Origin of the sequence: Neochlamydia sp. TUME1 (assembly GCF_000813645.1) — a bacterium.
In the GTDB taxonomy this organism is placed as follows: domain Bacteria; phylum Chlamydiota; class Chlamydiia; order Chlamydiales; family Parachlamydiaceae; genus Neochlamydia.
In genome coordinates, this window is the sequence record NZ_JRXI01000135.1 from 20374 (window position 1) to 42599 (window position 22226).

Annotated in this window: 15 protein-coding genes; 7 read left to right on the forward strand and 8 right to left on the reverse strand. The window is 37.7% G+C overall.

The features are described 5' to 3' along the window. Positions 1–286: 286 nt before the first annotated feature. Complete coding sequence (locus DB41_RS10790; RefSeq protein WP_052243959.1) at positions 287–1747, forward strand: ankyrin repeat domain-containing protein; 1461 nt, start codon at positions 287–289, stop codon at positions 1745–1747. On the opposite strand, the gene DB41_RS06350 is transcribed toward DB41_RS10790, so the two are convergent. From DB41_RS06350 to DB41_RS11690, 3 genes are all read right to left on the reverse strand, one after another. Then, positions 1744–3744, reverse strand: a complete 2001-nt coding sequence (locus tag DB41_RS06350) for a protein kinase (RefSeq protein WP_039385554.1) — start codon at positions 3742–3744, stop codon at positions 1744–1746. The two genes, DB41_RS10790 and DB41_RS06350, sit on opposite strands and share 4 nt — an antisense overlap. A gap of 677 nt (positions 3745–4421) precedes the next feature. Beyond that, complete coding sequence (locus DB41_RS10795) at positions 4422–5882, reverse strand: ankyrin repeat domain-containing protein (RefSeq protein ID WP_052243960.1); 1461 nt, start codon at positions 5880–5882, stop codon at positions 4422–4424. A 694-nt stretch (positions 5883–6576) separates the two neighbouring features. Next, the gene (locus DB41_RS11690; RefSeq protein ID WP_155117600.1) at positions 6577–6753 is read right to left on the reverse strand and encodes a hypothetical protein; all 177 of its coding nucleotides are present in this window, start codon (positions 6751–6753) and stop codon (positions 6577–6579) included. A gap of 549 nt (positions 6754–7302) precedes the next feature. Here DB41_RS11690 and trxA point away from each other — a divergent pair. Next, complete coding sequence (trxA, locus tag DB41_RS06360; protein WP_052243961.1) at positions 7303–7746, forward strand: thioredoxin; 444 nt, start codon at positions 7303–7305, stop codon at positions 7744–7746. 267 nt (positions 7747–8013) lie between these two features. Here the strand turns inward: trxA and DB41_RS06365 are convergent, their stop codons facing one another. The 4 genes from DB41_RS06365 to DB41_RS06380 all read right to left on the reverse strand — a co-directional run bounded on the left by DB41_RS06365 (position 8014) and on the right by DB41_RS06380 (position 13271). Beyond that, positions 8014–9654 (reverse strand): ABC transporter substrate-binding protein, encoded by a 1641-nt coding sequence (locus tag DB41_RS06365; protein WP_155117601.1) that lies wholly within the window; start codon positions 9652–9654, stop codon positions 8014–8016. A gap of 105 nt (positions 9655–9759) precedes the next feature. Further along, positions 9760–11496 carry a HEAT repeat domain-containing protein gene (locus DB41_RS06370; RefSeq protein ID WP_039385556.1) on the reverse strand — a complete coding sequence of 579 codons (1737 nt, stop codon included), beginning with the start codon at positions 11494–11496 and terminating at the stop codon, positions 9760–9762. A 549-nt stretch (positions 11497–12045) separates the two neighbouring features. Beyond that, on the reverse strand, positions 12046–12384 hold the full coding sequence (locus DB41_RS06375) for an HIT domain-containing protein (protein ID WP_039385557.1): 339 nt from the start codon (positions 12382–12384) through the stop codon (positions 12046–12048). A gap of 11 nt (positions 12385–12395) precedes the next feature. Then, positions 12396–13271 carry an MYG1 family protein gene (locus DB41_RS06380; protein ID WP_039385558.1) on the reverse strand — a complete coding sequence of 292 codons (876 nt, stop codon included), beginning with the start codon at positions 13269–13271 and terminating at the stop codon, positions 12396–12398. A gap of 547 nt (positions 13272–13818) precedes the next feature. Between DB41_RS06380 and DB41_RS06385 the strand changes: the two genes are divergently transcribed. Both DB41_RS06385 and DB41_RS12300 read left to right on the forward strand, forming a co-directional pair. After that, a complete protein-coding gene (locus tag DB41_RS06385; protein ID WP_238578448.1) occupies positions 13819–15492 on the forward strand; it encodes a hypothetical protein in 1674 nt (557 codons plus the stop codon). Further along, positions 15476–15940 carry a hypothetical protein gene (locus tag DB41_RS12300; protein ID WP_238578449.1) on the forward strand — a complete coding sequence of 155 codons (465 nt, stop codon included), beginning with the start codon at positions 15476–15478 and terminating at the stop codon, positions 15938–15940. Before DB41_RS06385 ends, DB41_RS12300 begins: the two co-directional genes overlap by 17 nt. 223 nt (positions 15941–16163) lie before the next feature. On the opposite strand, the gene DB41_RS06390 is transcribed toward DB41_RS12300, so the two are convergent. Then, entirely contained in the window at positions 16164–17402 is a 1239-nt protein-coding gene (locus DB41_RS06390; RefSeq protein WP_052243963.1) for a 2-oxoglutarate and iron-dependent oxygenase domain-containing protein, read from the reverse strand. Positions 17403–17674: 272 nt separating this feature from the next. Between DB41_RS06390 and asd the strand changes: the two genes are divergently transcribed. The 3 genes from asd (at position 17675) to DB41_RS06410 (ending at position 21722) form a co-directional block, all read left to right on the forward strand. Continuing rightward, the gene (gene asd, locus DB41_RS06395; protein ID WP_039385559.1) at positions 17675–18751 is read left to right on the forward strand and encodes an aspartate-semialdehyde dehydrogenase; all 1077 of its coding nucleotides are present in this window, start codon (positions 17675–17677) and stop codon (positions 18749–18751) included. A 4-nt stretch (positions 18752–18755) separates the two neighbouring features. Further along, positions 18756–19940, forward strand: coding sequence for an LL-diaminopimelate aminotransferase (locus DB41_RS06400; protein WP_039385560.1), 1185 nt, complete (start codon positions 18756–18758; stop codon positions 19938–19940). A 654-nt stretch (positions 19941–20594) separates the two neighbouring features. Beyond that, complete coding sequence (locus tag DB41_RS06410; protein ID WP_052243964.1) at positions 20595–21722, forward strand: branched-chain amino acid transport system II carrier protein; 1128 nt, start codon at positions 20595–20597, stop codon at positions 21720–21722. Positions 21723–22226 lie beyond the last annotated feature (504 nt).

A 22226-nucleotide genomic window follows, 5' to 3' on the forward strand; every position in this document is an offset into this window, starting at 1 on the left:
TATAATTATTTAACTCTCTGCTAGATAATGAATTAAAAAGCTACATCCCATCTAAAACTTAAATTAAAAATATATTTTCCTATTTTAATTAATGGAGTTATAGCTTATGTTTAACTGCGGTTAAATTTTTGAATTAAAGCTTGAAAAGCAAGGATAACCTATAAACGCTTTCCTATAGCTACTTGCTAAAAATAAATCATCAATATTTTCTAGGATTGATTAGATTGTTAAATAATGAAAGCTTTGCTATTAGCCTTATAAAACATTAAAGAAAGGGCTTAACCTCATGCAAGTTCAAAATCTCTCCCCCGCTCCTCTATCAAAGACTTCACCTGCAACTCCTGTGTCTGCTATTTCTCCCGATGTCCATAAGATGTTACAAAATCCTGAGCTTTACGCTATGGTAGAAGGTACTCTATGTGGCCGGCTGGTTAAATTGCTTCTAGCACGCTGTAATACTACTCTAGAAAAGCATTTATATGCATACAAAGCTAAAGGAGTTGTGCTCTCAGAAAGTTTACAGATTATATTGGGAATAGCCCAAGCCACAGATAATCAAGAAGCTCTGGATATACTCTATAAGTATAATCCTAACTTAGCTTCCATTTGTCATATTAAACTTATGGCTCATCGATTTAGTATTGTCGGTAAAAGCCAAATAAATGGGCAGTTTTTTGAGTTAGAAGGTTCTGATCATCGCATTACTTTTCAAGCTCTTTATAATTCGCTTAAACAGCATCTAGATCTTCCTGAGCAAGAAATTATTCTTCCTATTATTGAAATGATCTTAAAAGTTGAAAAAGATCCCACTATAATGCCAGAAATTCTTTTAGACGCGTATCATCAAGGCAAAACAATTTTTTTGCCTTTGGTATTTAAGTTAATTACAGCCAGCCACATCTATGGTTTTCTCATTAAAGGCAACCGGCTAATCAAGCTGAATAAAGGACTTCATGCAGACCTACCCACCGGTTTGCATATTTATAAAATAGCTGATCCTTCTAAGATTAATATTGAATACATTCATAGATTACTGAACACGAATGTATTGAGGACATATTTTGAAAAAGGTGTGGATAAAGAACTTGGCCTTGTTCACGACCACTATATTCCTACTACCCTTCAAAAAGCAGGAGTTTGTTCTTGGTCTATAGCCAAACTAGCTTTACGAGGAGGATTTATTTTAGAAGGAATTGAAAATGGAAAAATAAAATATAAAAAATGGAGCCAAGCCGATCGTTTTGCAACAGTCATTGATTATCTAAAGCAAGAAAATGTAGATCCCCACTTAATCGCTTCTTTGTGGTGTAGAACTAAAGACCAAAAAATTAAAGAAGCTTTGGAAGATAGATTAACAACTACGCATATAGCTAATGAAAACTCTACCTCCCTTCATTTAGCAGCAGAAAGCAATAACTTTTCAGTAGTAGAAAAGCTATTGATGGAGGGAGAAAATATCAATAGTGAAGACGCTGAAGGCTGGACACCCTTAATTGCCGCAGCTTGCCAGGGCCATGTTGAAATGGTGGAATACCTGTTGGAAAGAGGAGCCTACGTTAATAAAACGGGCAAAACAGGCCTTAATGCTTATTGGCATCTATTATCTCAACAAGGTGAATGCTCTAAAAACCCTAAAATGGAAAACCATATTAAAAAGGTCAAGCAATTATTAATAGAGAAAGGAATTGACACCGACCTTTCCAATGGTTTTAGATTGATGGCCCAACGCCATGCGAAAGGATTTTAAAAATTTTGCTTTTGCATACGCTCCAGCCTTTCCACCACTTCATCAATCGTTGGCCTTGTTCTTGGGTCAGGGTTGCACATTTCTATGATGAGCCTTTCTAAATCACTCTCCGCTTTTTGTTTTAGTTCTTCTAGTTCCTTCTTATACCCTGCATCTGTTAAGTATAAGGTAATTTGAATAGCTTCCCTACCTACTTTCCAGGGAGCAGATCCATGGCTGATAAACATTTCTAGCAAACTGACCCCTAACGCATAAACATCAGCAGGCCTAGCATCCTCGACATGCTCTTCCTCTGAATATTCTGGTGGGATATAACCTGGCGTGCCTAGGGAATCTCTTCTCTTGCTGGCATCGCTATTCTTATGGACAGTATCAAAATCCCCTACCACAGCCTCTACTGTTTCCGGATTGGAGGGATCCCATTGCAAGAAGATGTTTTCAGGCTTAAGATCCCGATGAACCCATCCTTTCTCATGCATTCTTTGGATTCCTTGTGCAAGTTGAAGGGCTATTGGAATATGCAGTGGCTGGGAAGACTGATTGCTTTTAGCAAAAGAGAACATCTTTTCACCAGAAAAGGGGTAATACTTAGAGATAAAAGCCTCCTTGCGTCCCCCTGTTTTTTGCCCACTCCAGATAGAAACAGGGTTTTTAGGTATTGATTCCCAAACCACATGCTCCATTTGGCAAATATATGGTTGGTCTTTTACCTCCTCCATAAATTGAAATATAGCCTTTCGCTGCTTCTGATCAAGAGGTTTGAATAAGACTCCTCTGACTTTAATTTCTTCAGTGTCTATATCTTGCATTAACTTAGCTCTTTTATATCCCCCTTTGCCTAGCAAACCTGTTTTTATTTCATCTCCAACGCGAATCCATTCTTCTTTTTTCAGGTGAACTGAAATCTTTCCATTAGAATAAACAGTATATGAATGCGTCAACCCTTCTACTTTCTTAGCGCTAATTTTCGTAAGAGAATTAATGGGCTTTCCTCTTAAAATTTCCTTCAATATAGCAATATCTTGTTCAATAGCCTTAAAGTCAAATTGCTTTGATTTCTCACCCATCATTTTTAATGGCTGGCTAATTTGCCCTTCTACTGTAGCAAGCTCTGCAGGGTGAGCGGATTCTACATCTGCATCTACCGCTAGGTTTTCTAATATTTTATCTAATTCCTCACTAAGCTGCTCTAAGTTGCTTTGAGGTAAGCTTATTTTCGGTATTAGCCGGCTTAATTGAAATTTCTCTAATTCTGAAGCACTCTTTCTAGCCTCATTGAGCTTTTTCCCTAAGTTGCCAACCTGTAAACAGAGGTCATCTCGCTCTGGCGATAGTTTGAATTTTTCTTCGCTTAGTATTTTCTCAAGATCGCTAAGTTCCTCTCTAATTGCATTTAAATCTTCTAAGCTTGGTTTTTCATCTAGCCTTTTTTCATCTAGCCTTTGATTTAAACGATATAACTCCTCCTCAATTTCACTAAGAGCGGCTGCTTCCTTGGTAAGGTCTAAATTTGCTATAGATACTTCAGCTACAGCTTCTGTTTCCTTCTCTTTACCTTTCATCTTTCTTCTTATTTCTTTTTCTTCAGGTGTCATAAAGGCTAGAGGAATGGCTATTTTTCCAGGGGCAGCTTTACCAGCTGGGGATTGTTGCTCTTCATGAGTTTTTTCAAAAACCCTTCTCAATTTTTCAATATTCAGGGGCCTTACAGGCCCTTTGGCCTCCTTGCTCGCTGATGTAATTTTTTCCTTGGAAGGCTTTTCTTCGAGCTGTTGAGGTTTATTTGACTTCTGTTCTGGCTTTGTTCTTTGAAGGAGACCCCTTTCGGAGGGCCTATTTAAGAGATAATCGGTTTTCGCCAGGATTTCTTTAGCTTTTTCTCTTACCTTTACTTGCCCCGGCATCTTTCTCTCGCTGGATACTTGCTCTCTAGGAGTAACAGGTAGAGATTCTTTTTCTTTCCAAAAATTTAAAACTTTACCATAGTCATTATTCATAACTATCCTTTATTAATTGTTATTAAACAAACAAATTCACTAATAATTTAATTATAAATTATAAATATAATTGTTAAAACAATTTATTTATTAAAATTAAAAATAAATAATTGTAAGTTATTAAAAATTAACAACAACTCCTATAAATTATAATAAAAAAAATCACACATTAATTATGTAATTTGTTAACAAACAATATTTTTTAAATATGTATTCGCGTAATAAGCTGATTTAAAACGCATGATAATTCAAACTAAATAATTCTTATTTATATGAAGCAACTGACAATTAAACTTCTGGAAAAAGAGGACTATTAAGCTAAGAGGACAACTTAAGCAGAATTTCAGAAAGGATGTGGAATAACCAATAATCCAAAAATGCTAGCTGAATATGCTAAGCTAAATGGTTGCTAGGTGATCAAAGAAGGCTTTACTTGCGAAGAAGTGAGCAAGCAAGAAGTGCATAACTGGCATAAAGATTTAGCTAAAGTAGGATTAGCTTTTAAAATGGTAAAAAGAGACCTGGAAATACAGCAATCTACTTTCGTAAGGAGCGGAAACAAAAAGCGAAGGTGGATTTAGAAAGACTCATCCTAGAAATGTGCAACCATGACCCAAGAACAAGGCCAACAATTGATGAAGTGGTGGAAAGGCTGCAGAGAATGCAAAAGCAAAATTTTAAAACCTTTCTGCATGGCGTCGCGCCATCCATCTAAAACCATTGGAAAGATCTGTATCAATTCCTTTCTCAATTAAAACCTTTTCAACCTTAATGATACGGCTTTCCATTTTAGGATTTTTAGAGCATTCACCTATCTGAGACAATAGGTGGCAATAGGCGTTAAGGCCTGTTTTACCCGTTTTATTAACGCAGGCTCCCTTTTCCAGTAGGTATTCCACCATTTCAACATGGCCCTGGCAAGCTGCGGCAATTAAGGGTGTCCAGCCTTCAGCGTCTTCTCTATGGATATTTTCTCCATCCATCAATAGCTTTTCTACCACTGAAAAGTTATTGCTTTCTGCTGCTAAATGAAGGGGCGTGGATTTTTCATTGGCTATATGCGTGGTTGTTAATCTATCTTCCAAAACTTCTTTAATTTTTTGGTCTTTAGTTCTGCACCATAGAGAAGCGATTAAGTGAGGATCTACATTTTCTTGCTTTAGATAATCAATGACTGTGGCAAAACGATCGGCTTGACTCCATTTTTTATATTTTATTTCTTCATTTTCAATCCCTTCTAAAATAAATCCTCCTCGTAAAGCTAGTTTGGCTATAGACCAAGAACAAACTCCTGCTTTTTGAAGGGTAGTAGGGATATAGAGGTCATGAACAAGACCCAGTTCTTTATCCACTCCTTTTTCAAAATAACTCCTTAATACATTCGTGTTCAGTAGCCTATGAATGTATTCAATATTAATCTTAGAAGGATCGCCTATTATATAAACATGTAAGCCTGTTGGTAGGTCTGCATGAAGCCCTTTATTCAGCTTGATTAACCGGTTGCCTTTAATGAGAAAACCATAGATGTGGCCGGCTGTGGCTAGCTTAAATATTAAAGGTAAAAAAATTGTTTTGCCTTGATGATAGGCGTCTATAAGAATTTGATCCTTTGTATGAGGATCTTTTTCAACTTTTAAAATCATTTCAATGATAGGAAGAATCATCTCTTGCTCGGTAACCTCTAGATGCTGTTTAAGCGAATTATAAAGAGCTTGAAAGGTAATGCGGTGATCAAAACCTTCTAAGTCAAAAGACTGCCCATTTATTTGGCTTTTACCGACAATACTAAATCGATGAGCCATAAGTTTAATATGGCAGATGGAAGCTAAGTTAGGATTATACTTATAAAGTATATCCAGAGCTTCTTGATTATCTGTAGCTTGGGCTATTCCCCATACGGTTTCTAGTCTTTTTGAAAGTATAATTCCCTTAGCTTTGTATGCATATAAATGCTTTTCTAAAGTGGTATTGCAGCGTGCTAGAAGCAATTTAATCAATCGGCCACATAGAGTACCCTGTACCATGTCGTAAAGTTCAGGATTTTGTAACATCTTGTGGACCTCGGGGGAAATCTCAGCTACAGGAATTTCAGGTGAAATATTTGATAGGGGATGGGAAGAGAGATTTTGAACTTGCATAAGGTTAAACCCTTTCTTTAATGTTTTATAAGGCTAATAGCAAAGCTTGCATTATTTAAAAAACTAATTAATCCTAGGAAATATTGATGATTTATTTTTAGCAAGAAGCTATAGGCAAGCGTTTATAGGCTATCCTTGCTTTCCAAGTTTTAATTCAAAAATTCATCCGCAGCTAACTTTAAGCCCTATATTTATTAATTAAAATAAGAAAATATATTTGTTAGTTTGATTTTCATGTAAAACTTCATTCTTTTTGATTCATTATCTAGTAGAAGGTCCAATCTTGTTGTGTAAATGATCTACTATTTTGTGTGGTTAAGGTATAGGTTTTATATCAGGCTTTACCCCCTTAAGTTAATGCCTATTGTCTTTTTAAGAATTTTGAGCTTCTTCATCCTTTTCATAGCTAAAAGTTTTAACCTAGAGCTCTGCTCGCTGAAAAGCTAGATTCATAGAACGCCAACCTCTTTCAAAGTTTTTTTAAAACGATACATTACCGTTTCGGTAAGCATCTTCTATGTACCCTCAAAGTTCTTCCAAAGCTGCCTGGCAGGGATCCTTTTGCCAAAACTTGGAATGGCTTTCAAAGTACTCATTTTTTCTCGCGCTTGCCCATCTCGTAGCTTAGCTTCCCTCTTCATGAGAGCGATTCTAAAAGATTTACACCTCGAATATAAGTTGAGGAGTAGAAAGCTTATCTATCATAAACGCCATCTCTATAAGCAGTCTTTACACTCTTTGTTAACTCAATAATCATAGGATTGGCCACCGAATCACTCAACTGGCGTGCAGAGGCGTTGGAAAAATTATTCGGTAGACCTACTATTTTTGAAAATAGAATAAAGAAATGAAGCCAAATCATCTTGGACATTTATAACGATTGCCTTGACCAACTGAAACTCATAAGCAACAGCTAGAACACTATCTAGCTTTTTAGGTGTTTCGGCTCCCTGCTTTCTTAATGGCGACCCTTAGGGATTAAAAGAACTATAGCAAGTTGCTATAAAGCAAGTACGCCATCTAGCACAAAACAAAGAGAGAGAGCATTGATTATCGATGATAAATATAGAAGTAAAGCCTCCCTATAGATAGAAGCGATATCCTCGAAGAGCAAACGAAAGGTATTAGTTCGCTTTCAAGCCTTATTGGCTATGAGGACCATACTTTTCCGATAGAATGGGAAGAAGTCGGAAAAGGCATGCATTCTTAAAACCTGAAAATTAAAAAAGGAGAAAAGGTAGCCTTCTCTCACTAAAGATCAACAATTTAAGGTACTTATTCGACGAGTAGCTACCCATCAAGTGAAGTTTAAATAGCTATTAGCTGATAATCGGTTGGGCACTAAAGATAATATGTAATTTAAAATAGCTTGTAATGATGAAAGTTTGCTACAGTAATAAACAAAACAAGGAGGTAAAACATGAAAAAAATATTAGCGTCTCTATCTATATTTTTAAATTGCTCACTGTTAGCCGCGGCTCCTAGTTCTGCTAGACATGGAGTCTCCCAACCATCTCAAGCAAGACAGAGCAGGCCTGCTTCATCGATTATCTACTTAAACGCCGATAATTTTCACCAAATTCTTAATAATCCTTTGCCTATCATTCTAGATGTTTATACCGATTGGTGTGGTCCCTGTAAGCAACTAGCTCCTATTTTTGAGGAATTGAACAAGGAATTAGGTAACCGTTATCTATTTGTTAAACTCAATGCTGATGAGCAAAAAAATTTATCCGATCATTTCAATGTTCAAGCTCTTCCTACGCTTATTTTTATCAAGGACGGCAAAGAGCTTGGTCGATCTTCTGGATTTGTGAATAAAAGCCAGCTAACTTCAATGATTAAAAGCTATTTTGGTCATTAAAAAAGCTCATAAGTTGTCCGGTCATTCTTTTTATTAGGAATGCCGGGGGACTTAAAAAAAGCTTCTAAATAAACAAAACTTCGCTTTTAGATAAATGAGCTGGAGAAGTATCAAGAAGAATAGCTTAATTGAAAACTTTTTATTAAATTTTTTTTATACGCTTTAAAAAACTTAGTCTAAATATTTAACCCTTTGCAAGCTGTCCTTCTCTTCAACGAAAGGACTTTTATAAATTAGTGGTTGCATAAGAAGTAGTTCAAAAGCGTATTATAACTCTTCCATCCATCTTTTTAGATAAGCCCACTCTTGCCTTGGAATCTGCTGCGATTCTGCCAAGGTTGGAACTGTGTTTAGCCACGCCTGTTTTTCCCATCTAAAGGTCGCAGCGCTTTTTTCGGGGTGACAATGAGCATACAGTTCAAAAGCTTCTTCAGGATAAGCTTTACAGTAATCAATGCTTTCCTGCATAGCTAGCTTAAAAGCCTCCAACCTATTAAAGTCATGTCGGCTGATAAAAATCAATTCGCTGTAAACAGGGTGACCCAATTGCGTTACTTTAAAATAAGAGTTTTTTATATTTAACGCTTTAAGATGTTCACCTTCAATATTCCAAAAAGCTCCATAAATGACATCGACGTGCCGATTGGCTAAGAGTGTGACAAGATCGAAATTTACATTGATAAGTTTCTTAGGAAGTAGATGATTAGCATGCAATAAGCGCTGTAATACTTTTAGATTGTTACCCCCTAAGCTATAACCTATGATTTTGCCAGACAAATCCTTAGGAGAGCTTATTCCCTCTCCTTGGCGGAAAATAAAACTATTCAATGGCTGGCCTACTAAAACGCCTGCTAATTTCACATCAGCACCTTTTTGCTGAGCCTGAATAAGGTCGGGTAGATAGTAAAGAGCTAAATCTGCTTTTCCCGATGTAATATAGGGTACGCTATCCGAAGGATCATTAAGTTCTATGATCTGTAATTGAATACCATGCTTAGCAAAAATTTTTCTTTGTACGCCTGCATAAATAGGCACATGATTGCTATTGGGAAACCAGTCTAGTAATAAACGTAGGACTTGCTTTTTAGGCAATACAGTTTGCATGGAAGAAGGAAAAGCTCCTATTATCCCTATGAAAGTTAAGAGTAGCCCTATTACCCATCCTTTCATCGTTTGATGTTTATTATAACGGTATTCCGTGTAAGCAATGACACTATAAAGCAAGAGGCTAACCATAATCAGGCAAAGAAGGGCTCCGAATGTGATTTCAAGTTCTGTAGCCCTTCGGCTTTTTAGCATGAGTACCCCTAGGCCTGACTGTGCACCAGCCCATTCCCCTGCTATGGCACCAATTCCAGCACCGGCTGCCGCGATCCGAAATCCCGCAAAAATATGGGGCAAGGAATAAGGTAGCTGTAATTTGGAAAATGTTTGCCATCTTGTAGCCTGATTGATATGAAAGTAATCAAGTAAATCCTGTGGAGTGCTCATTAACCCCTGATAGATATTGAGGGTAAGAGGAAAAAAAATCATCAGGGCCGTAGGTAAGATAATGGACATATCAGACCATCCAAACCATACGATCATGATAGGAGCTAAAGTAAACATTGGAATTGACTGAAGCCCTACAAAAAAGGGCTGCAGAACTGTCCTAGCAGACTTATAAAGATACATGATCCAAGCTAAAGGAAAGGCCATGATTAAAGCCAATAAAAAGCCCCCTGCCATTTCTCGCAAGGTGACCTTGCTATTCATAATAAAAAGATCTGAGCTTTGCCACATCTGAACGACGATCGAGGATAAGGAAGGTAAAACGAATTGATATTGGATAAAATACTGGCTCGTTAACTCCCACAAACAACAGAGGATGATAAAAGATAGACATGCCACAAGAAAATTTTTTTTCATAATTTTTTGCTAATAAAAAAAGCCTTTTTTATCATCCTATAAGTAAGCTTAATTTTTTTAGGATCTTTACTACTCCATTCAACTAAGCATCAGAGGTTAAAATTTTTAATGATATAAACACATCATAAGCCCTGCGGCAGCAATCACCCTTAGCGATTGATAAGGGTCTTGTAAGCAATCAAGAAGGAACGGTATTGACTGTGACGAAGATACATGCATGATACCTTCTAAAATATGCTCTTTCATTTCTCTATCCACTCCAGGATAAGCTTTTGATAAAGTTTCCAAAGCTGTCTCGCTTTTGCCCCACCTTGCCATTATTAAAGCAGCTTGCACACGCACTTGTACATCCTCGTCATTCAAAAGATCTTGCACTAGGTCTAAGGCCATTTGATCGCCTTCAGACAGCAAAGTTGCTGAAGCCATAGCGGTAATACCCCATGTTTTTTCTTCCAGAAAAGATTTAATGGCTTGCTGGGCTTGCGGATATCTCATGATAGCCAAAATATTCAAAATCTCCAGTCGAGTGATTTGATCTATAATAGCAGGAGAAATATCAGGGTCATCTGAATGCTTCAGGCGATTAGGTATAAGAGCACGCACATGATTTTTTTCATCCCATGACCATTTTTCTTTAAGATGGGCAAGGCCCTGATATAAAGCCTGGCATGCTTTTTGAATTTCTACACGCTGGCTAATTAGCCCTAAAGCTAAGTTTATACTTACATAAGGATCTGTTGATTTTTTAAATTGCTCCTCGATTAAAGGAAAGCCATATTTTCCGCAAGCCGCCAAGTTTGCCGCTGCTATAATACGCACATCTCTACTCGGGCTTTCTAACCATTTTGTAAAAGCTTCTTGGCCTTTTAGAGAATTATTTAATGTCAGTAGCCAAGCGGCTTTTATGCCAACTAGAGGGTCAATATCTTCCAATTTTTTTTCTGCTATCAGCAGTAATGTCTCTCCTTTAACTTCTTGAATGCGTAGATAACCACTCACCCACAAGGCCGCCTGGCGCACTTGCGCATGAGAATCATTGATTAAAGGTATAATTAAATCGATAGCATCTTTCATATCACAACGCGCGACCACTTCGCAGGCTAGCAAGCGCAAAGCCGCACGTTTATTTTTTGCTAAACGAGAAATATCTTCTCGGGTAGCAACGCCCCATAAATTGACTAGAGATTCAATAACTACTCTGGTTTCTTCCGCCGTGGTGGTAGTTTTTTGTAATAAAGCCAACAATTCTTGCTTGGCTTCTTTCATTTTCATTAAACCAAGCGTACGAATCACTTGCAGTCTTACATTCCAAACTGTTTCTTCACGGAATAAGCGAAGGATTTCCTCTTTAATCTCTTGATCACGGCAATGCGCACTCATTAGAGCAGAAGCACTCCTCAAAGCAGAATTTTTATCTCTAAGTCCTTTTAATAAAATTTTAATACCTTTTACATCTTGGGAAAAAAAGGCAGAAAGGATGGACATGAATCGAATGGTAGGTAAAGAAGAAAAAGTAGCATGCTCGATCACTCCCCAAGCTAAAGTTTCTATTAAAGCTCGATTATTTTTCTCCTCAGGAAAAATTTCTATATAATTTTTCCATGTAGCCAGCATCTCTTTTTCATTACCCTGCTTAGCAAGGGCTTTAATATAGACTACCCATAAGGGTTTACTATAAGGAAATAAATAAAGGCCTTCTTTAGCTTCTTGGCTAGCCGATCCAAAGTCTTTAATGCGTAAATGGGCATGGACCGCTTGGACATATGTTTCTTCATTTCCATAGCCAGCTGCTGGGCAGAGGAAGGCAAGGGTACATCCTATCCAAAAAATTATTTCTCGCATAAATAAAATCTAGCTACTTACTTTATAATTTAATTAAAAAATCATTTTTATAAACATCCACTTGGGCATCTTTTATACGCGTTAAAACGCCATTACTGTGTAGTCTTAAAGCTTGCTTTACAGCAACTATTTTTCACTTTAGCGCCTAAAAAGCTGCGCATGAAGGGCATAAATTTTAAAGATAATCATTACAAACTATAATTTCTTTACGATAGCAAAGAAATTTTTTAAGGGTAGGTAGAATATCCTGGTGAATTTCTATAGAAATAAAACACACAGCTTTATTTAAAAACCGCTTTTTCTTTCACTAGAATAGCTTTTAAGTAAGAAAACAACGTTTTGACTATAAATTCTGTACTCTCTATTAATAAAATTTTAATTTTTCCTAGAGGATAAACTCGAACGAGTAGAAGACAACTCCAGCATCGCTGGGCTGTTCAATCTTTTATGTGATAAAGTTTATATTCTGCCCGCAGCTCTGTCAAGTAAGCTAAAAGCTTCATTTATTTATTCATTTTAAAACTTTTTTCATTGAATAAAAAATTATTGCTATCCTAGCGCTTCTAGCTTACGTCCTCCTATCAAATGAAAATGTAAGTGAAAAACCGTTTGTCCTGCTAAGGCCCCATTATTAGTTAATAACCGATAACCATCAGTAATATGGTGTGTTTTTGCTAAGAGCTGAGCTACTTGTACAATCTCGCTAATTAAAGGCAAATCCTCTACTTGGACGGATTGAAGGTCAGCAATTTCCTTTTTTGGAATAATTAAAATATGCACAGGTGCTACGGGATGAATATCTTTAAAAGCCAGAATGCGTTCATTCTCAAATACTTTGTCTACCGCAATTTTACCCGCTATAATTTGTGCAAAAACATTGGTTGTCATAATTTTATTGTCTACTTTTTAAGTACATAATTTAAAGCTTTTAATGCATCGTTGTAAGTTTCCCACACAGAGATAAATCTTCCTTTATGACAAAAAATGGCTCCTTTTATCCCGCTCACCTCTTTCAATTCCTCTTCTAAGAGTCCGGCCCATTCGCTAGGAAGAGGAGAGCGTACCTTCATTTTATCTTCATAGGTAGGAGGAATGCCGCGCAATTTCCAATGCGGTCCTGCGGGCATAATCACAAATTTTGCCGGATGATTAACTCCCCCTAATTCAAAAAACAATTCCAACCAAGGAATATTTTTCTCAAAAATTAGACAATCGTCTTTCTTCTCCATCGCTCTAGAAACAATTTCTCGGCAAGAAAGAATATAATTAAATCGATTAAGTATACGATTAAGATATTGATAAGCAAAATCAAGAGCTTCAAAAAAAGCTTTATCTTGTGTGGCATCATCGGCATCCTGCTTAATGGGGGTAAAGCTAGAAATAATGGTAGAATAAGTACACAGGCCATAAATTTGCGGATCTCTACCATTATCATGAGCATCCACTCCCAAAACTAGATATGCATTAAAGCAATCATACTCTTTAGGGGTGATAATATGTTGGTCTTTAAGATAAAGAAGAACCATTCCTGCGCTACTCATGGCTCCTTGATAATCTGCTTGATGATGATCAAACAATTTATTCTCAGGGTCATAGCATCCACCCACATCGCATACATATTCGCATTGACTTAAAAGCTGAGGATCTCTTGTGCGTATAATTTGCTCACGGTCGATTAAATTATAGAGAAGTAAAAGAGCACAAGCAGTCACCTCATCAGCATGAAAAGTCCCGCTATGGGTTCCTACGCTTCTGGGAAGCTTTTGATTATTCATAATTTAAATTTGCTATCTTGATCTGGTGTAAGGAAAAAATTATGTCACAAGCAAAATTTTTATTAAAACAAAATCCGAAGGCTTGTTTAAACTTTAGCGCAAATAAACTAGCGGCGATTTTTTTTTTGCGCTATTTTAAAAGACACGATAACTTATAAACAAAACTATTCTCTATTAAAGTTGTCTCTTTGTTTTGAAAAAGCTTTCTGTACGTTGGAGTACTGCTTGTACTTGTAAATTTAATCCATTAAATATGAGAGATTTAATTTAAAAGAAGAAAGAAAAAGCTGCCATTGAAGATAAAAGGCTAGCATTTTTTTCTCTTTGCTTCTCACTTTATTGACAGGCTATAAACACAATATTCACAAAAAATGGATCTAAAAGTAAAGCATTTATGTAAATTGGCGTACAAAGAGCGTACTTAAAAATCTGTGACTCCTTTTTGCTCTATAAAATTTTTAAGTGTTTGCTCACATTTTTTTACATAAGCAGTGACATTGACTAATTTTAGACAGGTTCATATGATCAGCCTTCTGCTAGGAGGTGTATGAATAGCCAATTATTTCTTGAAACAAAGTATTTAGATTTAGTCACTCCAGACGGTATAATTACACATTTAGGGCCTATCAATGAAAACACTAGAGTGGCAACAGTTTTTATTAATCAAATACCTTCACTTTTTGTTGGATTCGAGATAGATTTAAATCATATCTTCTTTAATATCAAAAGCACGCTTGCACAATTAGGAGTAAATGGTATAGGCATTGAATATCAATTGGATAAGCAAAATGGCTGTGCTGAAGTTAAAGTTCATCTTTCCGCCCTCGGAAAGATAGGCGCGGAAATGCTTAAACAAATTGAAGTGGGAGCAACCATTGGTCGCCTCTTTGCTGCGGATGAGCGTCGTCGCGTGCGTGATCCTGATTATTTATTGCGCATGTTTGGGCGCTCTGATCGATGGGGAAGGCCTCTACTTTCATTAGGAGGATTACATGGAAGTGATCATTTAATCCTAGATAAAGTGGATGGGCGGACGGTAGCCTACCTATCCTTACTAAAAGGGCGGGGTGAATATGCCTCGACCATTCATGGTTTCCTTCCTACCGTCGCAAAAGCATTAAAATCCTCTCTTAGTATGCGGGAAATCTTAAAACTTCACCAAGAATGGGAGCTAGATCAGCCTCGAGAGGTAAACAAAGATGAGCTTTTACTTGTCCGCACTTTACCCTTACATATTAGAACGGTTTTTGGCCATGTAGCCCAAGAACTTCTTTCTACCGAAGTCCAGCACACAACAGCATCGGTTCTCCAGCCTGATACCTATGCTTCAGGTGACGTTTATGAATTGTATGGCAATAGTCAAAGAGAAATTACCGATATTCCTTTAGAATTTTATACTTTAGAACCTTACCGCGAACATGTGTATTTTTCTGATCGTGATCAACTACAGTCTTGTCTAGAAGATACTCATGTACTTTTTGAAGCTTTTAAAACTGCACCTAAGCCTATAGAAAATCGTGCGGCAGTATTTGTGGTAAAAGGAGAGCAATTTCTCAATCTTAAACCAGAGACCTGGATTACACGCACGTCACGTTTTCAAGAGTTTCCCAAATGGGGCCATGGAGCTAGACAAGCACTCATGGTCGAACGTTTCATTGAGCAACAGCCCTCTTATCCCTTTTTAAAAGCTATCGATGATTCAAGTATTACGAGCCAAGGTATCCTCCTTACTCGTTATTTTCCCTCTCCTTTCATGAAACGTATGTTATTAAGCGATCAAGTGCAAAGATGTCTTAAAGGAATATATTTTCAATATGCCTCCCAATCCCATCTAGATTTTTTTTCTGCAGAAGATCGTGCTCTTTTACACGATCTTAATAAGTTTGCCATCCCCGTGTTTTGGGTAGATGAAACTAGCCATAAGGTTCTACAATTTGTGCAAAAGCCCGGCTATGACTCAGGGCTCTTCGTTCCTCTTGGAAAAATCGAAACTTTTCTAAACTCTACAGTATTCGGTATTTATGGCTCTAACTTACTTGAAGGAAATTTTGAAACTGAGCTAAGGAAACTTCTAAAAGGCGTAATAGAGATGCGCCAAGAAATGAATCATCCTTTGCTAAAAAAAAGATACACCTCTTGCTTTAATTACGGGCGGTGGGCCTGGGGCTATGGAGGTAGGAAATCGGGTCGCACAAGAATACCAGATGCTTTCTTGCGCTAATATAGTCGATTTTAGAGCAGGTCCTCAGACGGTGGTCAATGAACAGCGGCAAAATCCTTATATAGACGCTAAAATGACTTATCGCCTAGATAAACTTGTAGAGCGCCAAGCAGAGTTTAATCTCGATTTTCCTATCTTTTTAGAAGGTGGAATTGGCACAGATTTTGAATATTCCTTAGAGGAAGTGCGCCGAAAAGTCGGTTCAGTTCCTTCAAATCCTGTGTTGTTATTTGGAGAACCCGCTTACTGGAGACAAAAAATTACCAGCCGCTTTCAATTAAATTATACCACCGGCACAATCAAAGGCTCGGAGTGGATTACTAATTGCTTTTACTGCATCCAGAATGCCCAACAAGGACTGAAAGTTTATCGCGAATTTTTTCAGAATAAACTAAAAATTGGTAAAACTGGCCCTATTTATGAAGAAGGCTTTTGTATCGTCGAATAAAGGCCTTCCCTCTCAAGAATAATGAATTTGCCTAGATTTTTTTAAACAGCGTTGTTTTAGCTCATCTTCTAACTAACTCTTAAAGAAGCAGCTTTACAAATCAAAACAAAGTTTTTAAGAAAACCTGAAAGGCAATAAGATGAAGTAAACAACTTATTTTCCTGTTTTTACTTGTAAGCTTGCGTTTAACCCCTTCTTATTTTTATCTTTTAAACTTTAGTAGTTAAGTCCCTTTTTGTTCATCTGAAAAAATGGAAGGATAAAGAGCAATAAGCTCGTGAGGAGGCATTTTTAACAGCCCTTTTTGACTTAAAGTTTTGACTAACTCTTCCGAAGGCTCAAGAATAATACGCATTTCTATCAAGCGTGCTTCCAAACATTCTTGGACAGTCATCTCAGGAAAATTTTTTATATATTCTTCTTTTTCTCCCTCAGGCATATCAGCCATCACTTGATTTAAACAGCCTGCAAAAGGTATTAAGGAAAAATTAGCAGGCCATGAGAAAAAAAAGAGGCTAGCAAAACGTCTCTGCCGCGCATATAGACCTCCTGGATTGATAACTTGATGGCGAGGGGCGCGAATCAATCCAGCACTTTTATAGTATAACTGTTCACCCGTATTGATAAGGATATAACCTTTAGGAATATTTACATGCTTCCATTCCCCTTCTTTGGTCATGACTTGTAATCCAGGGACTTTAGCAGAAGGAAGTAAAGTTAAGAGATTCAGGTCTTCGTGCGCACTAGCCCACACTGCTTGAGGATCATCTTCAGCTTTGGGGGCAGGATAATGAGCTAACCGCAATAAATGATTCCCACTCATAGCAGGTATAAGGATATTCTCAGGCGGCTCATTTAAATACTCAGCCAGATATCCCATGAACAAAGCGGCCAGTTTGGTAAATTGCTGATGGTAAAGAGACATTATCTCTTGAAATTTTAAGCGATTTGCAGGCCACTCCTTAAAATTAGGGGGGATAGAAAAAGTCTCTTTAAGATCGGGATGGTAAGCTCCTGCGGCTGTCTCTCGCCCCTGGGGAGAAAAGCCTATGGAAGGATCTTCCTGGCAATCTCTCATTTTTTCTTCTAGCGGCTGATTAAAGTATTTTTCCATCTCAAGGTAGGCAGCTTCAATTAAAGGCTGTAGAGCTTCCACCTTAACGGCGACAAACCCTATATTCTTGAGCCCATCGCCAAATTGCTTGATAAGCTCTCTTTTTTTCTCTCCTTGAGTCTGCTCAAAGATACACAGATCAAATAAAGGGATAGGGGCATCATCGATTAAGACTTCCGTATTTACAACTAATCGGGAATCTAAGAGTTCGTCGGCTTCACTTTTTTTAGCTAATGAATCCGTAAGGCTACTCTCTTCAGCCACGTTTTGCACAACTAAAGAAGAATGAGGTAACTCTACCTGGGGAATAGTAGAGGCATCGCTTTGAAGATGGATGGGAGAGTTCATATTGCCAGCCTTACTAGCTTAAAATCTAGGTTTGTAGCAAATTTTAATAAATAGGCTAATTATTCTTTTCGGTCCTTGTCAACTACTTTTTCTCAACAATCATGCTGATATCCGGCATACAGATCCTAGTAGTAAGCATAAGTTTTGGCATTTAAGGTAAAACAAGGTAGAATTTGTAGGCTAGAAAATTTGACCAAAAAAAGCCTATTCTCATATTCCTAAAAATAGCCTTATTGTCTATAATCTCCCCTATTCACTTTACGGAAACTTGTATGAAAAAGATTCCTGTAGGCATTTTAGGTGCAACAGGTATGGTTGGCCAGCAATATCTACAATTACTGTCTAAGCACCCCTGGTTTGAAGTGGTTTTCCTAGCCTCATCCAAGCAATCAGCTGGTAAAAGCTATGCAGAAGCAGTCCAGAACCGCTGGCTTCCTAATACGCCTCTTAGCGAAACACACGGAAAACTTCCTGTTTATTCCATAGAAAATATTGAGCAATGCAAACGAGATTGTAGCCTCGTTTTTTCAGCTGTGGACTCCCCTATTGCTAAGCTATATGAAGAAAGTTATGCGGCTGCTGGCTTACCCGTTATGTCTAATACTTCTTATCACCGTAACACTCCTGATGTTCCCCTCCTAATCCCTGAAATTAATGCTCATCATCTGAGCATGATTAAAGAACAACAAAAAAATCGGGGTTGGACGCAAGGCTGCATTGTTGTCAAACCGAATTGCTCCCTTCAAAGCTATATGATTCCTTTACAACCTTTGCATCAAAAGTTTCAGGTTAAAAAACTGATGGTAACTACCCTGCAAGCAGTAAGCGGGGCTGGATATCCAGGGGTTTCATCTTACGCTATCCAAGACAATATTATTCCCTACATTGAGGGCGAAGAACAAAAATCTGAAAGTGAGCCTTTAAAAATCTGGGGAAACATTCAAGAGGATAGGATTGTCAATGCTTCAGGTATTTCGCTCTCTGTAACCTGTAATCGCGTTCCAGTGCTAGATGGCCATATGGCATGCGTTTCAGTAGAATTTGCTACTAAACCTTCCTTAGAAGATATTTTGCAAGCCTGGCAGACTTTTAAAGGAGCCCCTCAAGACCTTCATCTACCCTCTGCTCCCCTTTGCCCGGTTGTTTATCATGATGAAAAAGATCGGCCTCAGCCTCGTTTAGATAGGCTTGAAGGCAATGGAATGTCTATAGTAGCAGGACGCTTAAGAGAATGCCCTCTTTTTCATTACCGTTTTACAGCTCTTTCTCATAATACGATTCGAGGAGCAGCTGGAGGTGGGATCTTAACTGCTGAGCTAGTCTATCAACAAGGTTATATAAAAAACTAACGATATGATAAAAAGAAACGCTAATTTTGCAAAGCTTAATAACGGATATTTATTTCCTGAAATCCATAAGCGTAAGCTTAAATTTATTTCTGATCATCCTCAAGCTGAGGTGATCAGTCTAGGAATTGGTGATACAACAGAACCCATTCCTTCTTCTATTGCTCATGCCATGTCACAAGAAGCTATGAAATTGGGAACCATCCAAGGTTATAGTGGCTATGGACCTGAACAAGGACTTAATGAGCTTCGCGAGCGTATCGCTTCCCAACTTTATTTTAATCGCATTTCCTCCTCAGAAGTATTTGTTTCCGATGGCGCCAAGTGCGATATAGGCCGCCTTCAGATGCTTTTGGGAAAGCATGTATCGGTAGCTATTCAAGATCCAGCTTACCCTGTTTATGTAGATGGCAGTATTATCCAAGGAGTAAGCAATATTGTTTACATGCCTTGTACTCCTGAAAATAATTTTTTTCCCGATCTAGAAAGAACACCTCGCACCGACATCATTTATTTTTGTTCCCCTAATAACCCTACAGGAGCTGTAGCTACAAAAGATCAATTAACCAGATTAGTTGACTTTGCTAAAAGCAATCAAACGATTATCTTATTTGACTCTGCCTATGCCAGCTTTATACAAGACCCTTCTTTACCCAAATCTATCTTTGAAATCCCAGGCGCCAAAGAAGTGGCCATCGAAGTAAGCTCTTTTTCCAAGCTTGCAGGCTTCACCGGAGTACGCCTTGGCTGGACAATCATCCCTCAAGCCTTAAAATATGAAGATGGAACCCCAGTAAATGCAGATTGGCAACGTCTCACTACTACTATTTTTAATGGGGCCTCCAATATAGCTCAACAAGGTGGGATGGCCGTTCTTGAAGATAGAGGCCTCCAGGAAGTGAAAAAAACCTGCCAGCTCTATCTGGAAAATGCTCAACTAATCAAAGTAGCTCTTGAACAACAGGGCTGGGAAGTGTATGGCGGAACTAATGCCCCTTACCTGTGGGTACGGTTTAAAAATCGCAAATCTTGGGAAGTTTTTCAAGCTTTACTGGAAAACTATCACATCATTACCACGCCTGGCTCAGGTTTTGGCCCCTCAGGAGAAGGATTTATACGTTTTACAGCTTTTGGAACACGTAATAATATTATGCTAGCTATAAATAGATTAAAAAAGCCATTTGTATGCTAAATGAGACCCCTTTGTGCCTTTAAAATTAGCACAACATCTCCCACCTTTATTAATAGGTAGATTGATCAGCTTATTTAAGAGAAGAGATGTTCAAATCGTATGCTAGCCTTTTTGTGCAATAGAAATAAAATATTTTTTTATATTATTACTCTCTTTGCCTTGAGTTTGAAGCAAGCTATCCTTGCTTTTTTATTTAATATTTTTTAGCAAATAAATTATAAATAATGTTTTATTTTTCCTTAACTTTTTCACCATCCATGTTCTCAGGCTAGCCCTTCTTTCCCTTAGTTTCCTTCCAGCATTTGCACTCTCGATGGCTCTCACCCCAATCAAACTTAAGAAAATCCGAGCCTACATTTTACTACCCTCTTATACAATCCTTTAGATAGCACAGTTGTAGTATAAAAAAGCCAATAACAGAGAACAAATATTGCTTGACTTAATAGCTTATTAACAACTATTATTGCTTTTATGAAAAATTTTATCTTACCTTGTTTGGTTTCCAGTAAACTATTTTTATCAAGTGTCTTAGTGGTGCGCCACGCGCACATCTAACTTTTCTTATCTATCTTTATTGTCGATCGAAAAAATAATAAAAAATCATATCCCTTTAATTATTTCATAGAGGGACTAATTTTATAGGAAGCTAAAACGATGAGAATATCTCTTCACCTTAAAACTATTGCGACAGGCCTTGCGATGTTTTCCATGTTTTTCGGCGCAGGAAACGTGATCTTTCCTCTTGCTATCGGACATTATGCTCAAGACAAAACATTTTTTGCCATTTTAGGTTTACTGATTACGGCTGTGCTTGTACCTTTTGGGGGATTATTCGCCATGCTCCTTTTCGAGGGAGATCATAAACGTTATTTTGCGGTGTTAGGAAAGTTTCCAGGGTTTTTAATAGCTTTGTTTATCATTACCTTGTTAGGACCCTTAGGTTCACTGCCCCGTTGCATCGCTCTAGCCTCCTCTACAGTAAGAATGTCTGTAGGGGATTTCTCTCCGGTAGCATTTAACGCTCTTGCCTGCGGGCTTATCTTCTTCTTTACCTATCAGAAAAGATATATTATGGAATGGTTGGGATATATTTTAACGCCTTTATTGTTAGGATCTTTGGCCTATATTATTACTAAAGGACTGCTAACAGCCGAAGTATCTTCCTTTTCCCCTCAACAGCAACCTTCTTTAACAGTGTTTTTAGAAGGGCTAAAAGAAGGCTATAATACTATGGATTTGTTAGCAGCTTTGTTCTTTTCCTCCATCATTTTTAATTCCTTAAAAAACACCCTTGCTTTATATCCTCAAGAAAGTCTAGTGAAAATCGGCTTAAGATCTTGTGCGCTAGGCGCTTTTCTCTTAGCCCTTACTTATATAGGCTTTAGTTATGTTGCCTCTTTTCATAGCGCCAAATTAAAAGTAGAAAGCGTCGAGCAGCTATTAGGAGCAATTACGATGGAGATAATAGGCCCTTCAGCAGGCATTTGGGTATGTTCGACCATTGCGTTGGCTTGCCTGACTACCGCTATTGCTCTTTCTAATGTATTTGCAGACTTTATTAGCCATACAGTTTTTCAAAATAAAATTAGCTACAAAACAGCATTAATAGGTACCCTTCTTGCTACATTCATTGTAGCCAATCTGCAGTTTGCAGGCATTTCTGCTTTTCTAATCCCCATTTTAAAGGTCTGTTATCCTTTTCTTATGCTTTTAACGGTCTATAATATTGTAACACAAATATTTGCAAGAAAGACACTCAGTATAGCTCAAGCAAAAGATTAGCCTATATAGAAGGGAGTGATTGGATAGGAAGACAACCTAACGCCGCTTTACATTCTATTCTAAGCTTGCAAGTCAACTCATCAATTTTCTTGGGCGGATAAGCTAGGCAGAGGGCTTCCAGGAATCATAAGCACCTATTATTATTCCATTGATTAAATTTGAAAAAAACTCCAGGGAACGATTCTTAAGCCTTCTTTGCAAAGCTTCATAAGCCATGGTCTTGATAAATAATCTGTAGGCTTTTTTTGTAAGCGGTCACAGGACAAGCCCAGCTTTAGACGCGATTCTACGGGCATCTGCAAAACAAAAAATGCTTGTAAATAGCTGTTTTTCCTATTTACTACACTTCCTGATTTACATTGTTTTCTGAGCATCAATATTTCAAGCATTTTGTCCCCCGTGACCGCTTACAAGATTTCTAATTCTATAGCTATCTTTAGCGATAGCCATTCTGTTAAAATATTCGAAAGCAGGAGGCTCTAAAGTTATGACGAAACCAACAAG